Consider the following 15,249-nt stretch of genomic DNA (forward strand, 5'->3'; position numbering starts at 1 on the left):
CAGGGCGAACATGCGCCCACTACGAAGGAGTAGCAGCAATGCAGGTACGTTCCCCCCGCGCACTCGCGATCGCGGCCGTGGCCGCGATCGCCGGCCTCACCCTCGCCGGATGCTCGAGCACAGCACCCGAGAAGGGCCCGACGGCCGACCCGAAGGCCAAGGTGACCATCACCGTAGGCGAGATGCCCACCGCGGACCAGCCCGCCGCCCTCAAGACGTTCAACGACCGGGTGGCCCAGTTCGAGAAGAAGTACCCGAACATCACCGTCAAGGGCGAGGAGACCCGCTACGACCCGTCGAGCTTCAACGCGCTGCTCGTCGGAGGTACGGCGCCGAGCACCCTCGCCATCCCGTTCACCGACATGCAGGCGCTGATCGCGCGCGGTCAGGCGGCAGACATCACGCAGCTGGCGAAGGAGAGCTCCGTGCTGTCCGGACTGAACCCCGACCTGGTCAAAGCCGTGACGAAGGATGGCAAGGAGTACGGCGTCGTCCGGCAGGCCTACGAGATGGCGCTGATGTACAACCGAGCCCTCTACGCCGAGGCGGGACTCGACCCGAACTCCCCGCCGACGGACTGGGAGGGCGTGCTGAAGAACGCGAAGACCATCGCCGAGAAGACCGGCAAGACCGGATTCATCATCCCGACCACGAGCAACCAGGGCGGTTGGCTGCTTGCCGCGATGTCGTACTCGAACGGCTCTCTTGTCGAGTCGGTCAAGGACGGCAAGCCGAAGGTCTCGGTCGACACGGCCGCGATGAAGAAGTCGTTGCAGTTCCTGCACGACCTGAGATGGGACGCCAACGCGGCCGGCGCCAACTTCCTCCTCAACGGCGATGACATCCGCAATCAGTACGCGGCCGGAACGGTCGCCCAGACCATCAACGGGCCGATCTACGCCGATGTCGTCGTCAACCGCGGCATGAACGGCGCCGACATCGGCATCGCTCCGATGCCGCAGGGCAAGGACGGTCTGGGCACCCTGGGCGGCGGTGCGATTCAGTGGTTCAACCCGAAGGCGGACGTGAACGAACTGGCCGCGGCGCTCAAGTGGACGGAGTTCTACTGGCTCGACAGGTACTTCGACAAGGACAACGCCGTCGCTCTCGCCTCCGCGGCGGCCACCGACAAGAAGCCGGTGGGAGCCCCCGAACTGCCGTTGGTGAGCGACAAGCAGTACGACACGTACCTGGGCTGGATCAAGGATTCGGTCAATGTCGATCGTTCGCTCTACTCCGACTATCTGAGCTCCACGCTCAAGGTCAACGCCGAGCCGGCTGTCAAGGCTCAGGAGCTGTACGCCGCTCTCGATCCGATCGTCCAGGCGGTTCTGACCGATCAGAACGCCGACATCGACAAGCTGCTGAGTGCGGCGCAGACATCGGTGCAGGGCGTCATCGACGCCGGCTGACGCACTCGCGGGTGCGGGGGCAGACGCGCCCCCGCACCCGTCCACCCCTTCAGAGAGGACCGATCGATGGCCGAGGTCACCGCCGCGCAGCGCAGACGCGCGAAGCCCGTCGGCGCACGCTTCATCACGTGGGTGCGCGGAGGCGGGATCAGCACGTTCTTGTTCTTCGTGCCCCTGCTGTTCACCTTCGGCTACTTCGCCTGGTGGCCGATCCTGCGCAGCCTCGTGTTGTCGCTGCAGAAGACGAATCTGGTCACCGAGCCGACGTGGGTCGGTCTGAACAACTTCGAGCGCGTCCTCGCCGACCCGCTGCTCGGCACGGCCGTCGCGAACACGCTGCTGTTCGCCGGCCTGGCGCTGCTGATCGGCTTCCCCGTGCCCATCCTGTTCGCGACCTTCATGGCCGAGATGCGGCGCACCCGTCAGGTCGCGAGCGTGCTGGTGTACCTGCCGGTGATCATCCCCCCTGTGGTGTCCGTGCTGCTGTGGAAGCAGTTCTACGACCCCTCGGCGAACGGCCTGTTCAACACCCTCCTCGGCGCCGTCGGCGTCGGTCCGCTGCCGTGGCTCCAGGACGGCAACATGGCGATGCCCGCGATCGTGGTCCAAGCCACGTGGGCGGGATTCGGTCAGTCGACCATCATCTACCTCGCCGCGCTCATGTCGATCCAGTCCGAGCTGTACGAGGCGGCCGAGATGGACGGCGCGAAGGTCGTGCGCAGGTTCTGGCACATCACCCTTCCGCAGATGCGCAGCATCATGCTGCTCATGCTGCTGCTGCAGGTCATCGGCACCATGCAGGTCTTCACGGAGCCGTTCGTCATGACAGGCGGCGGACCCGTGAACCGCACCACGACCGTGCTGATGCTCATCTACAACTACGCCTTCATGCAGGGCGACTACGGCAAGGCGACGGCGCTCAGCCTGCTGCTCGCCGTGGTCCTCACGATCGTCTCCGCGATCTACCTGCGTCTCACTCGGAGCTGGAGCAAGTCATGACCACCATCGAATCCGGTGCTCCCACGACCGAGGCGGTCGTCACCGGCGTGGCCAGCGAATCCGGAGCGATCCTGCAGCCCCGTCGTCGGCGCAGGAGGACGCAGGAGCCCCAGGACCGGACCAACGTCTCCGAGCTCGACCGCCGCAGCAGGCGGGTGCGCGTGGGCCTCGGGATCCTCAACGTCATCCTGATCGTGCTGCTGGTGATCATCTCCGCCGGCCCGCTGCTGTGGCTCGCCAAGGCCGCGCTGTCGACCACCCAGGACATCCTGCGTGAGCCCTTCGCGTGGTGGCCGAGCGGGGTTCAGTGGCACAACCTGGTCGACGCGTGGTTCAAGATCGACATCGGCAAGTACCTCGTCAACACCGTGCTCCTCGCTGTCGGGGTCTGGTTCTTCGGGATGCTGGTGGCGCTCACCGGCGCATACGGTCTTTCGATCCTCAAGCCCCGCTACGCGAAGATCATCAACGGCGCAGTGCTGGCGACGCTGTTCATCCCGGGGATCGTCTCACTGATCGCGCAGTACGTGACCGTGCTGGACATGCCGCTGCTGCACTGGAATCTCATCAATACGTTCTGGGCGGTCTGGCTGCCAGGCGCGGCGAACGCGTTCAACGTGCTGCTGGTGTCCCGGTTCTTCGACAGTCTGCCCAAGGACGTCTTCGAGGCGGCGAAGATCGACGGCGCAGGGCCGTTCCAGATCTTCTGGCGGATCGTGCTGCCGATGTCGAAGCCGATCATCGGCGTCACGTCGCTGATCACGATCATCGGCGCGTGGAAGGAATTCCTCTGGCCGTTGCTCGTCCTCCCCAAGCCCGATCTGCAGCCGCTGTCCGTCGGGCTGTACAAGGTGACCGCGAGTGCGGAGATGAGTCTGCTGATGGCAGGCATGTTCATCTCGGTGGTGCTGCCGATCGTGCTCTTCCTCATCTTCCAGAAGCAGTTCCTGAAGAGCGCGGGACAGGCCGGCGCCATCAAGGGCTGAGCGGCGCAGGCGGATCGCGGGCCCGGCTCAGTATGCGCGCAACCAGCCGCACATGCCCAACCGCTCGACCGGCTCGGCTCGGTGCGTGGATGCATCCGCGAAGTGGGCGGTGTCGGCGGCTGCGAGCGCGTCCAGTTGGCGGGAGGTCGCCGCGGCGGCCGTCCAGGCGCCGGTGCGCCAGCGTTCGCGCCAGGTGTCGGCGTGATCGGCGACGAGCGCGGCGGCGCGGGCGTGGAATCGGCGCAGCGGATCGAGATCTCCGGATGCCGCGGCATCCCGCAGCGCCGAGAAGCCTTCGACGGCGCGGTCTCGGCGAATCATCGCCGCGGTGAGGCGAGAAGCGGCATCCGGCCCGTCGATGCGCGCGGCGGCCGAGTAGGCCGTGGCGGCCGATATGTGCACGTCGGGAAAGGTGAGGACGGCGTCTCCGGCCTCCGGCAGGCCGGAGTTCTGCATGATCACGACGAGTTCGAGATCACCGTCGTTCACGAGGCGATGGATGGTGCCGGGGCCGAACCAGAGGAGCGCACCCGGGGCGAGCGCCGTCTCCCGAAAACCCTCGCCGAGGGTGAGTGTCTGCACCCGTCCGGTTCCGCTCGTGACGAGATAGCCCTCCGAGCAGACCGTGTGCAGGTGCGGGCTGCCGCCCCGCAGGCCGTCGATCGCGCGGTCCGTGTACACCCGCAGTCGGCTGATGCCGACCGCACCGGGGAACAGGTCGGTCACCGAAGGCTCCGAAGGTGCTCGATGTCCTCGAGCGAGAGGGCGCCATCGGCGATCGTCACCCGATAGCCGATGCGCACCGTCTCATCGGGCTCGAGCGGAAAGGTGCGTTCGAAGGCCCACGAGGGATTGACCGCCGCGAATTCCTCCGAGCGGATGAACCACCGAGTGCGGAATCTCTCGGTCGGCGTGGCCTGCTCGAATACGAGGGTCGACGAGCGGTCGACGCCGTCGTGTGCGCCGATGAAGGCGAGCCATTCCGCATCCGAACCCCTGGCCTCGGACGCCGGGGTCGAGCCGGTCGGCAGCAGCACCTGGCCGCCCGTGAAGCTCCGAGGTCCCCGCCACCACAGCCCGCTGTATCCGGAGCCGGCGAGTCCCCGGGTGGCGGGACTCCCGAACGAGAGACTCTCATCGGTGAGGTTGCGCAGCTCTCCCGTCCACGTCAGCGCCCAGGTCTTGTCGTCGAGGAGCTCGAATCGCAGCGATCGGTGCTCGCCGATGAGACCCTCTCCGCGGGCCGAACGCCAGACGAGTTCATGAGCGATCTCGTCGTTCGTCACTGTGACCGGCCCGGCCGGATCCATCCGGCCGACATTGTCGAGCGCGGTGTAGCCGGTGCCGTCGACCCAGGTGTGGCCGCCCCACAGGTTATGACCCGACAGGTCGGTGCACGTCAGCTGCAATCCCTTGTGCCAGCGGTGGTCGTGCGGACGGAAGTTCGTGACCACGTCGCCGGCGAGCGTGCGCAGCGGATGCAGGTACGGCTTGGGCGCCTCGAACGCCGGGGCATCGGACACCACGACGTAGCGCGCCAGGTCCACATCGTCGTGCTCGACGACGACGAGATCTCCGTGGTCCACGATGTTCATGCGTGCTCCGCTCTGATGCCGATGCCGCCGTTCAGGGCGGAGTAGAAGGGGTCGCCGGGGCGAATGCTCCCGCGGGCCACCGTCTCTCCGGTGAGCGCCGATTTGTACAGGGCCGTGACGAGCTCCAGAGCGCGACGGCCGTCTTCGCCGCTGGCCTCCGGGCGACGGCCGGCACGCAGATCGGCCACGAGGCGCCTCAGTTGCGGAGTGTGCGTGCTGCGCTCGTTCGGCAGAGGGTTCGCCCAGGATGCCGCCAGCTCCGCGCTCGCGTCGGGCGCGGGAGTGTAGCGCCAGTCGTCGTTGTCGTAGCCGTAGAGATGGCTGAGCTCGACGGTCGCCTTCTCGGTGTCGAGCCGGATGCGGCTCGTCTGCGCGGGCGACACCGCACTGTTGGCGATCGTCGCGAGGGTTCCGTCGGCGAATCGCACCCATGCGGTCGCGATGTCGTCGGTCTCGATGTCCCGCAGGCGCCGGGCGACCTGCGCGGAGATCTCCTCCCAGTCCCCCAGCAGCATGAGCATCAGGTCGATCTGGTGGATGCCGAGCGCCATGATCAGCCCGCCATCGCCGGAGAAGCTGCCACGCCAGGGCTGTGCGAAGTAGTCGTCGCCGCGGAACCAGGTGGTCTGGCAGTGGGCGAGCAACGGCCGCCCGAGCGCGCCGGATGCGAGCAGCTCGCGGGCATGCCGTGCGCCGGAGCCGTAGCGCTGCTGGAAAACGATCGGCGCCCATGGACCGCCGTCGCGTTCGCCGGCCGTCATCGCGTCGTAGTCGGCGAGGCTCAGCGCCGGCGGCTTCTCGCACCAGACGGTCACACCGGCTTCCAGACAGGCGATCACCTGTTCCCGGTGCAAGGACGGCGGAGTGCACAGGATCACGAGGTCGGGACGCCGTCCGAGCGCCTCGTCGAGCGACGCGGTGTGGTGGGGGATCCCCCAGCGAGCGGCGAACGCAGCTCGGCGATCATCGTCGATCTCGACGACCGAGTCCACGATCAGCTCCTCAGGGCCGATCTCATGGATCGACGGCATGTGCACGGCATCGGCGATGCCGCCTGCTCCGACAAGGACGGCGCGGAAGGGGGAGGGGGACATGGTCAGCCTCTGCTTTCAGGGGTGGAGTGGAGGGCGAATGCACGGCCGGTGTATCCGGCGGGGACGTCGATCACCAGGTCGTCCCCGTCGCTCGTGACGGACCAGGCGTCGGATGCCGCAGGGAACGCGCACGTGACGGACGCCGACCCCAGACCGGGGAGGGCGATGCGGCGGGCCTGGCCGCGCGACCAGACGATGAGCAGCGTCTCGGCCCCGTCCGGTTCCCTGTCGTCCGAGCGCAGAGCGAGCGCGATCACCTCGTCGTCCCAGCCGGGAAGGCCCAGCGGCCAGAGCGGCACGGCGGTCGCCATCCGCCGCCGCCACCGCTTCTGGACGGCGACGGCTTCGTGCACCAGCTCTCGCTGCTCCGGGCGCAGGTCGGAGAGGAATCCCGACAGCATCATGCGACCGGCCAGACCGCCGAGCAGGGCGAACGCAGTCTCGGCGAGCGTCATCGAGGTCGCCGGATAGGCCCAGTTCGCGGCCTGTTCCGGGAGCACTCCGGCCGGCGCGGCCGCGGCGATCGCCGGATAGAGCCGGAAATCCTGCTGGTCGCTGGTGGACTGCAGATGCGCGACGGACAGCAGGGCGTAGTCCATTCGCATCGCCCCGGACGCGCAGTTCTCGAACAGCACCTCGGGATGCCGCTCCTGGGCGGCGAGGAGCCACTCCCGCAGGGCGCGGGTGTGGCCGAGGAGGCCGGCGCCCGCGCCCGCGACGTCACGGTCGGTGCCGACCCCCGGGTTGATGTTGTAATCGAGCTTGAAGTAGGAGATCCCGAACTCTTGGACGAGCCGATCGACGGCTTCGTCGAGGTGCGCCCTGGCGGCAGGATGCCGCAGATCGAGGTGGTACCTCTGCGCCTCGATCACGCGCTCGCCGAAGCGCTGGAAGAACGCGTCATGCGGGAGGCTGCGCGACGCGGGGGAGTCGACGCCGACGATCTCGGGTTCGAGCCAGAGACCAGGGCTCATCCCGTGAGCGCGGATGGCGTCGATCACTTCGACGAGGCCTCCCGCGAACCGGCTCGGCGCCTCCTCCCAGACGCCGATCGACGACCAGTAGTCGGTGGCATCCGTGAACCACCCGGCATCGACGCAGAAGTACTCCGCACCGGCCTGGGCGGCGGACGCGATCAGCGGCAGCAGCGCGGGCGTCGACGGTTGACCGTCGAGCGTGTTCATGTAGTCGTTGTAGATCACCGGGAGTGCCTCGTCGATCGGGCGGAGCACGCGCAGCGCACGTCGATACCGGGTGAGGGCCGCGAAGGCGTCGTCGCGCCCGCCCGCTGCGATGGCCAGGCCGGCCGGTACGGAATGGAGCTCCGCCCCCGGTTCCAGGCGCTCGGCGAACTGGTGCTCGAGGTCCCCCGGTCCGCTCGCGGTGAGCACCACCGAGCTCTGCGTCTGGCCGAGTTCCCAGCTCCACCCGGCACTCGTCTCGATCTGCCAGGCGAGCGAGGGGCCTCCCTCGCGGGCGAGCACCCCGACGGGGAGGTGCTCCCCGGTCGACCAGGAGCCGTGGCTGGAGCGCGCGAAGCGACCCCGACCGTCCTGGCCGTGGTCGACGAGTCCGAGCTCGGGAAGGGCCTCGGCGAGAGCCTGTTCCTGCCAGCGGTTCTCCGCGAGCCATTCGCTCTCGGCCCACAACGCCGTGACCTCGTCGCGGTCGGCGAGCTCGATCACGAGCGAACTCACGGCGGTGACGGTGACCGCGCGCTCGCCGCCGTTGCGCACCGTGTGCGACCACTGCACGGCATCCGCTCCCTCTCGCACCCGGAATTCGCTGACGACCTCGAGGCCGGTCGCGGCATCACGCTGGCGGATGCGCAGGATCTCCGCCTGCGCGGTGTGGTCGACGTAGCGCAGATGCTGCCCGACCGCGGACAGGACGAACGCCTGGCTGGTGCGCCCGTGCTGCTCGCCGGCCGTGAACAGGTCGACGAGCGGGTGATCTCGCACCGCGGAGGGGCCGGCGCCGAGAGCGAGTCCAGAGAGACCGACCGGCGCCTCGGCGCCCGGCGACGTTCCGGAGAACTCGAGAGCCAGACGGCCCGGAGTCCAGTGCAGAGTCACAGTGCCCCTCAGGAGAACACGTCGTCGAGGAAGGCGAGGTGGCGGAGAGTCTGGTTCCACTGGCCGCCCTCGTGGCCGTTGTACGGGTACACGGCCATCTCCTTGTCGTCGGTCGCGTACGTGTTGAACGCGGCGTAGACGGTGGAGGGCGGGCACACCGTGTCGCACAGCGCGACGGAGAACAGCGCCCTCGCGGTGGCGCGCGCGGCGAAGTTCACCCCGTCGAAGTAGGACAGCACGCGGAAGACGTCGTCCTCTTCACCCCGTCGGGTCTGCATGTAGCGGGTGAGTTCGTTGTAAGGGGCCGCGTCGGTGATCCTCAGTGCGCGCCGGAAGTGGCTGAGGAACGGCACGTCGATCATCGCCCCGGCGAGGCCGTCGGAGAGCCCGGCCGCCGCGAGAGCGATGCCGCCGCCCTGGCTCCCGCCGGCGACGACCACGCGATCCGGGTCGACCATGGCGTGACTGCGGGCGGCGTCGACGGCGCACGCGGCGTCCGTGAAGATCCGCCGATAGTAGTAGTCCTGTGGATCCTCGATGCCGGCACTGAGCCGGCCGGCGATCTGGGGGCCGCTGCCGACCGGGTCGGCGGTGTCGCCCGCCGCACCGCTGTTGCCCTGTCCTCTGCTGTCCATGACGAGCACCGCGTAGCCGGCGCTCGGCAGCAGCGTCCATTGCTCCGGCACTCCGCGTCCTCCGGAATAGCCGATGTACTGCACCACCGTCCCGCGGATGTCGCCGTCCGCAGGCCGCAGCATCCAGCCCTTGATCGGCTGGCCCGCGAAGCCGGGGAACGTGACGTCTTCTACGAGGATGCTGCGCAGGGGCGATGGTGCTGCGGTGAATCGCGCGCCGCCGTGGCCACGCGATGCGCGCAGCGTCTCGGTCCAGAAGCCGTCGAAGTCGGCGGGCTCCTCGCGCGGCGGTTGGTAGCTCTGGAGCTGATCGAGGGGGAGGTCGAACTGTGCCATGGTGCTGTCCTTGGTCTCGGGCGTCGGGTCGGGTCGTCAGCGGAGGTTGCGCGAGGCGATGAGTGCGTGATCGAGGCGTGAGCCCGCAATGGCGGGGGCCAGCAGCGCGAGGTCTCCGCCATCGGTGGAAGTGCGGAGCCGGACGACGCCGTCGGCGTGCTCGACGCTGACGCGGGCCTCGTCCAGTGCGCCATTGCGGAGCCGCAGCAGCCCGGAGGCGAAGACGTCGGCGAGGTCGGAGAAGACGAGATCCTGCGCTTCGTCGCCGTCGATCCAGTCGATGTCGATGTCGATCCCTCCCTCGACCCTCGATACGCGCGCGGAGCGCTCGGATCCGTCGAATCGTGCGGCGGCCAGCTGCCACTCCAGCCGGACGGAGCGCGTCAGCACGCGGACGAGGCGCACGCCGTCGCGAGGGGCGTCGCCCAGCGGGAGATCGTCGACCAGCACCTCGGCGCCGTCGAGCCCCCTGATCGAGAACCGCACGGTGAGGGTCGTGGTGCGGATGGGTTCGCCCGCCGGGATCGTGTCCAGGTGGATGTGCGCATCACCCGAGGGGGTTGCGCAGCTGAAGGCCCAGAGGACGTCGCCGCCGTCCTGCGCCGAGCTGAAAGAGCCGCCCGCGAACCCGTGCCCGTCGCGCAGCACCTCGACCGACACGTACCGGGCGACCGCCTCGACGTCGGAGGGATCGTCGCCCGGCTCTGCCCAGTAGCCGAGCAACGGCCGTCGCTGGACCCACGTGTCGCCGAAGTTCACGCTGCCGAGGGTGACGCTGCCCTCGCGCCAGCTGGTGCCGATGGTCGGCACCGCGATCGGAGGGTGCCCCGCCGCCGCCGCGGCGGAGATCCCGGCGACCTGTCCGGGGATGTAGTGCGTCTCGGCGAACGTCTCCGTCACGGTGGACGTCCCGGCCGGACGGTGCAGGAGCGGCCGAAGCCGGTCGGGGATGCGGTAGTCGAGCACGGCGTCGTGGGAGGCCTGGACATCGGCGGGCAATGTGCTCTCATCGAAGAAGCGCCAGGTGTCGGAGGCCACGCGCTGCACGACGAGGAGGGGACCTGGCCGCCGGTGCAGATCGGTGGCGTAGCAGCGCGCCATGGGGCCGGCGAGCTGACCCGTCGGAGGGTGCCAGCGTGCGAGGAAGTGTTCCCAGGCGACGTGTTCGAGGTCCTCGGCGAGACCGACGAGCTCGGCGTCGGCGATGTACTGCCGGATGCCGGTGAACGCGGCCATCACGACGTGCCAGTACGTGGGGGAGTTGTACTCGGCGAAGCTCCGGCTCTCGGTGAGGGAGGCATGCAGACGACGCAGACGGTCTCGCCCGCGCGCGGTCATGCTCTCGTCATCGAGGAGGCTCCCGGTCGCGAGCATGACGAAGGCGCCCTTCACCGCGATGTTCGTGTAGTCGAGGTCGACGTCGCGGCGGACGATCGAGGCTGCGGCATGGCCCAGAGCCGCGCGGGCGCGACCGCTGAGCGCGGGATCGAGGTCGTCGCCGTGACGGAGGAGGAGCAGCGCGAGGAACTCGCCGAGGAAGTCCGCCCAGTTCCAGTCCGGCGGCGACATCTCGCTCAGCGGCTCCTCGGCCCAGTACGACCAGAGCCCGTACGTCGCGCTGGCGGGATCTGTGTCCTGCAGCGCCAGCACCTCGTCGAGCACGCGCGCCGCGCGCACGATGCGCGCCTCGCCGTCGATGACGGTGTCGCCCGTGCGATGGAGCTCCCAGAGCGCGAGCACGTAGGCGAGGCTGTCGCGAATGCGGTGTGCGCGTCCGCTCACGATCCTGGTGTGGATCGGATTCGGGGTCGCGTCGGCGAGGATCAGGTCGCGCTTCGGGTCGTAGCCGGCGTCGCCGCCGCGTCGGGCAGCGTCGAGTGCGAGGGGGTCAGTGTTCACGATGTCCTTCGATATCGGGGAGGGCGTCCATGCCGACGAGGTCCAGGCCGAGGCCGGAGGCCTCGATCAGGATGCGGCGGAGTCGATCGGGATGAATGTGGTTCGCCGGTGACGACGCGGCGATGTCGTGCGCATAGAGCACCAGGGTCCCGCCGCGGTCGGCGAGGTGACGCATCATCCCGCTCAAGACGTCGGCGTCGGCAGGGTGCGCGTGCTCACCGCGCGCGGTGTCGATGCCGCGGCCGGGATGCACGCGCACCGATGAACCGGGCGCGCTGATCGCGCGGGCTGCCACGGCGGGGTCGTCGGTACGCGGGCCACCGGTGCGCAGATGGTCGAATCGTGCGAGCAGGATGTCGTCGCTCGCCTCGTCGCGGCGCGAGTTCGGGTACGCGAACGTCTGGGCGGATGCGCCGAGGGCGCGCAGCGCCTGCACGCTCGGATCGATCTCGTCGGCGAGGTAGGAGGCCGCGCCGGCGCGGGCGATCGTCTCGTCGGCGTTGCGGTGCCGGGCGCCGTGCGAGCCGATCGAGTGTCCGTCGGCGAGGAGGGTGCGGATGCCGGACTGCTCGCGACGGTCGAGCAGGTCGGCCTCGACGAGGAAGAAGGTCGCTCGTGCGCCGACGGCATCGAGGAGCGGCCGCGCCGACACCCAGCTGTCGACATGGCGGTCGTCGAAGGTCAGAGCCAGCCGGCCGGTCATGCCCGGATCCTTCCGTCATCGATGACGGCCATGGGTGCCACGTCCTCGCCCCTTCTGCGGTCGACAGGTGTTGGAATCAGCCTATTTCAATTTAATGGAATTAGTCTAGTGTTGGTTCTCACGCGCTTTCCGCCACCGAAGGGGACGACATGACCGTTCAAGATCTGGATACCGAGGTCCTCGTCGTCGGGGCAGGCCTCGGCGGGGTCGCGGCAGCGCTCGCCGCGGCCGAACGGGGGGCGATGGTGATCCTCACCGAGGAGTTTCCCTGGATCGGAGGTCAGTTGACCTCGCAGGCCGTCCCTCCCGACGAGCACCCCTGGGTGGAGTCGTTCGGGATCACCGCTCGATACCGCGCGCTTCGCGATGGGATCCGCGACGTCTATCGCCGGCGCTACCCGCTGGTCGGGGCGGCACGGGAGCGCGTCGCCCTGAACCCCGGAGCCGGATGGGTGTCGAAGCTCTGCGTCGAGCCCCGGGTCGCGCACGGCGTGCTCGAGGAGATGCTCGCCCCCTACCGATCGACCGGACGGATCCGGCTGCTGGAGCGGGTGAGGCCGGTGGCGGCTTCCGTCGACGGAGATCGGATCGTCTCGGTGACGGTCGCCTCGGAGATCGACGGGGTACAGAGCGTCGTCACCGCCCGATTCGTGATCGACGCCACCGAGACCGGAGAGCTCCTGCCGCTGACCGGCACCGAGTACGTCACCGGCTTCGAATCCCGGGACGACACCGGAGAGCCCAGCGCTCCCGACCAGGCGCAGCCGGACAACGTGCAGGCGCTCAGCGTGTGCTTCGCGATGGAGCATGTCGACGGGGACCACACGATCGACCGGCCCGCGCGGTACGACTTCTGGCGGTCCTTCACTCCTCCGGCGTGGCAGGGGGAGCCGATGCTGTCGTGGTCGGCTCCCAATCCGCGGACGCTGCAGATGGGCGCTCGCGACTTCGGACCCAACCCCGCGGACGACGCGCTCGCCGTCGACGCCGATCAATCGCGCAACGCCGGTGACGACAACCTCTGGATCTTCCGGCGCATCGCCGCGCGAGACCTCTTCGCACCCGGCTTCTATTCCAGCGACCTCTGCCTCGTGAACTGGCCGAGCATCGATTACTTCCTGGCGCCGGTGCTCGACGTCCCGCGCGATGTGGAGCTGCAGCGGTACGCGGACGCCCGGCAGCTGAGCCTCTCGATGCTGTACTGGATGCAGACCGAGGCGCCGCGGGCCGACGGCGGCACCGGCTATCCAGGGCTGCGACTCCGCCCCGACGTGATGGGATCCGCCGACGGACTGGCCCAGGCGCCGTATCACCGCGAGTCGCGCCGCATCCGTCCGCTGACCCGCATCACCGAGAACGACGTCTCGTACGCGGTGCGCGGCGACCGCGGCGCCACGCGCTACGAGGAGTCCGTCGGGGTGGGCATGTACCGGATCGACCTCCACCCGTCGACCGGCGGCGACACGTACATCGACGTCGCCTCGACTCCGTTCGAGATTCCGTTGGGTGCACTGATCCCCGAGCGCACGACGAATCTGCTCGCAGCCAACAAGAACATCGGCACGACGCATCTGACCAACGGCTGCTATCGGCTGCATCCCGTGGAGTGGAACATCGGCGAGGCCGCCGGTCATCTGGCGGCCTACTGTCTCGCGACGGGATCGCCTGCGCACGCCGTGCACGAGGCCGGCGCGCTGCGGGCGGACTACCTTCGTGAGCTCGAGGCCGCCGGAGTCGAGCGGCACTGGCAGGACGGCGCGCACCCCTACTAGGGATGCGGATCATGGAGCGTGCGATGACGACTCCCGGCATTCGCCGGCGCTTGCGGGATGCGCGGCGCGGTCTCGACGACGACGCCCGGTTTCTGAGCGAGCTCGCCGGCGGGCAGGTTGCGCGCAGCCCGTCGCTTCTCCAAGGGCTCGCCCATCCGTCCTTGCGCGCCGGATGGCTGTTCCGAGTGGCGTCCGGAGGCGGGGCCATGGGGAGGGTCGCGCGCAATCTTCTCCTGAGCTGGCACGGATGCGATGTGTCGCCGGGGGCCCGGTTCCTGGGGGCGCTGCATCTGCCGCACCCGCACGGCGTGACGATCGGGATCGGCGTCGTGATCGGCGATCGCGTCACGATCTATCAGGGGGTGACACTGGGAGCCAATCAAGCGGGTCGCTATCCCGTGATCGCCGAGCACGTCAGGATCTTCCCCCAGAGCATCGTCGCCGGAGCCGTCCGCGTCGGAGCGGGCGCGACCATCGGCGCGCAATCCTTCGTCTCCCGCGATGTGCCCGCACGAGCCGTGACGCATCGACGCGCGCAGCCGCAGAACGCCGTACAACCGGACAACGCCGTACAACCGCAGAACGCCGTACAACCGCACGAGGAGAACCGATGACCACGCCGCGAGTGCTGCTCGAGGACACGTACGCCACCTATCCGCACAGCAACGGCTATTACGACGAGGGAAGACGCGTCGCGCTCGGAAGGGCCGACGGCACTGAGGAGATCATCGGAGTGCGATGGGACGGTGAGGGCGGGCCCGAGGTGCTGCTCTCCGCGGAGTTCTTCGCGTCCGAGTCGGATCAGGTCGTGGAGCCGTGGACGGAGGACTCGCCGCACCGTTCCGTCCCCTGGTTCGACATCGCCCTGCAGGCGCAGACCATGGTGTGCGCGCGAGGGGGTGCGGTCTTCCAGGTCGAGCTCTCCGCCGCGACCCCCAGGCCTCGCGTGGCCTATCGAGTCTCCGAGGGGTGGAAGCTCGATGGCTTGACAAGTGTCAGCGCCGATGGGCGGACGGCGCTGATCAGCGAGTCGTGCGAGGGCGATTACCGTGCGCTCCTGCTCGATCTCGCGGGAGGCGACACGAGAGAGATCCTGCGGCACCCCTGGCATGCGAACCACTTCCACGTCGCGCCGGCGGACGAGTCGTGGGTCGGCTACTCGCACGAGGGCGCGTCGACCTCGGTCGACGATCGGATGTGGGCCTGGCACGCGCAGCACGCGCCGTCGGGTCGCCAGGTCGTCGATCAGCGTCAGATCTCCGATACTCCAGGGGCCGCGGTCGCGATCGGCCACGAGCGCTGGAAGTTCCACGATGTCGGTGCGGTCGTGATCGCCTACGGCGAGTCGCCGGCCGGCCCGCGCGGGGTGTACGAGACGTACGTCGATGGTCGCGCACCTCGTCTCGTGTCTCCCGGCGATCGGGACTGGCACTGCGGCATCTCGCGGGACGGCAGTGCGATCATCGTCGATACCACCGGGTCCGCTCTCGCCCGGGGCCGCGGGTGGTCCGATGCGGGGAGGGCGAGCTCGATCGTGATGATCGACGCGCTCACGGGTCGGCGTCGGGTGCTGGCGGAGACCGGATTCATCGCGCACCCGTACCACCCGCACCCGTCCTTCGTCCCCGACGGGACGGCCGTCGTGTTCAACCATGTCGAGTTCGACGGCGACGGTGATGTGCGGCGACGCGGTGCTGCGGTGCTGCAGCTGGACTGACGTCGCAGGCGACCCGAGCTTCGGCG

Annotated in this window: 13 protein-coding genes; 6 read left to right on the forward strand and 7 right to left on the reverse strand. The window is 68.9% G+C overall.

Annotation, left to right across the window (positions count from 1 at the left end; genetic code table 11):
- Nucleotides 1-38 precede the first annotated feature (38 nt).
- The 3 genes from CQ044_RS08015 (at nucleotide 39) to CQ044_RS08025 (ending at nucleotide 3,397) form a co-directional block, all read left to right on the forward strand.
- Complete coding sequence (locus tag CQ044_RS08015) at nucleotides 39-1,412, forward strand: ABC transporter substrate-binding protein (protein WP_105687978.1); 1,374 nt, start codon at nucleotides 39-41, stop codon at nucleotides 1,410-1,412.
- Between the two features lie 66 nt (nucleotides 1,413-1,478).
- The gene (locus CQ044_RS08020; RefSeq protein ID WP_105687979.1) at nucleotides 1,479-2,411 is read left to right on the forward strand and encodes a carbohydrate ABC transporter permease; all 933 of its coding nucleotides are present in this window, start codon (nucleotides 1,479-1,481) and stop codon (nucleotides 2,409-2,411) included.
- Nucleotides 2,408-3,397: a carbohydrate ABC transporter permease gene (locus CQ044_RS08025; protein ID WP_105687980.1), complete on the forward strand. Its 990-nt coding sequence runs from the start codon at nucleotides 2,408-2,410 to the stop codon at nucleotides 3,395-3,397. The genes CQ044_RS08020 and CQ044_RS08025 overlap by 4 nt, the downstream gene beginning before the upstream one ends.
- Nucleotides 3,398-3,424: 27 nt before the next feature.
- Here the strand turns inward: CQ044_RS08025 and CQ044_RS08030 are convergent, their stop codons facing one another.
- From CQ044_RS08030 to CQ044_RS08060, 7 genes are read right to left on the reverse strand one after another with little or no spacing between them, the layout of a single operon-like run.
- The gene (locus CQ044_RS08030) at nucleotides 3,425-4,123 is read right to left on the reverse strand and encodes a cupin domain-containing protein (RefSeq protein WP_105687981.1); all 699 of its coding nucleotides are present in this window, start codon (nucleotides 4,121-4,123) and stop codon (nucleotides 3,425-3,427) included.
- The gene (locus CQ044_RS08035; protein WP_105687982.1) at nucleotides 4,120-4,992 is read right to left on the reverse strand and encodes a PmoA family protein; all 873 of its coding nucleotides are present in this window, start codon (nucleotides 4,990-4,992) and stop codon (nucleotides 4,120-4,122) included. Before CQ044_RS08035 ends, CQ044_RS08030 begins: the two co-directional genes overlap by 4 nt.
- Nucleotides 4,989-6,086, reverse strand: a complete 1,098-nt coding sequence (locus CQ044_RS08040) for a Gfo/Idh/MocA family protein (RefSeq protein ID WP_105687983.1) — start codon at nucleotides 6,084-6,086, stop codon at nucleotides 4,989-4,991. The genes CQ044_RS08035 and CQ044_RS08040 overlap by 4 nt, the downstream gene beginning before the upstream one ends.
- Before the next feature lie 2 nt (nucleotides 6,087-6,088).
- Entirely contained in the window at nucleotides 6,089-8,161 is a 2,073-nt protein-coding gene (locus tag CQ044_RS08045; RefSeq protein ID WP_219844935.1) for a glycoside hydrolase family 36 protein, read from the reverse strand.
- Between the two features lie 8 nt (nucleotides 8,162-8,169).
- On the reverse strand, nucleotides 8,170-9,132 hold the full coding sequence (locus CQ044_RS08050) for an alpha/beta fold hydrolase (protein WP_105687984.1): 963 nt from the start codon (nucleotides 9,130-9,132) through the stop codon (nucleotides 8,170-8,172).
- Between the two features lie 36 nt (nucleotides 9,133-9,168).
- Nucleotides 9,169-11,031 carry a hypothetical protein gene (locus CQ044_RS08055; protein WP_105687985.1) on the reverse strand — a complete coding sequence of 621 codons (1,863 nt, stop codon included), beginning with the start codon at nucleotides 11,029-11,031 and terminating at the stop codon, nucleotides 9,169-9,171.
- Entirely contained in the window at nucleotides 11,021-11,734 is a 714-nt protein-coding gene (locus CQ044_RS08060) for a polysaccharide deacetylase family protein (protein ID WP_105687986.1), read from the reverse strand. The genes CQ044_RS08055 and CQ044_RS08060 overlap by 11 nt, the downstream gene beginning before the upstream one ends.
- 149 nt (nucleotides 11,735-11,883) lie before the next feature.
- Here CQ044_RS08060 and CQ044_RS08065 point away from each other — a divergent pair, with 149 nt between their 5' ends.
- From CQ044_RS08065 to CQ044_RS08075, 3 genes are read left to right on the forward strand one after another with little or no spacing between them, the layout of a single operon-like run.
- Nucleotides 11,884-13,506 carry an FAD-dependent oxidoreductase gene (locus CQ044_RS08065; protein ID WP_219844936.1) on the forward strand — a complete coding sequence of 541 codons (1,623 nt, stop codon included), beginning with the start codon at nucleotides 11,884-11,886 and terminating at the stop codon, nucleotides 13,504-13,506.
- Between the two features lie 23 nt (nucleotides 13,507-13,529).
- Nucleotides 13,530-14,120, forward strand: a complete 591-nt coding sequence (locus CQ044_RS08070; protein ID WP_181158225.1) for a serine O-acetyltransferase — start codon at nucleotides 13,530-13,532, stop codon at nucleotides 14,118-14,120.
- Entirely contained in the window at nucleotides 14,117-15,223 is a 1,107-nt protein-coding gene (locus CQ044_RS08075) for a hypothetical protein (RefSeq protein ID WP_105687988.1), read from the forward strand. Before CQ044_RS08070 ends, CQ044_RS08075 begins: the two co-directional genes overlap by 4 nt.
- The last annotated feature ends 26 nt before the right edge of the window (nucleotides 15,224-15,249 follow it).

This window comes from Microbacterium sp. MYb64 (assembly GCF_002979495.1).
Taxonomy (GTDB): domain Bacteria; phylum Actinomycetota; class Actinomycetes; order Actinomycetales; family Microbacteriaceae; genus Microbacterium; species Microbacterium azadirachtae_A.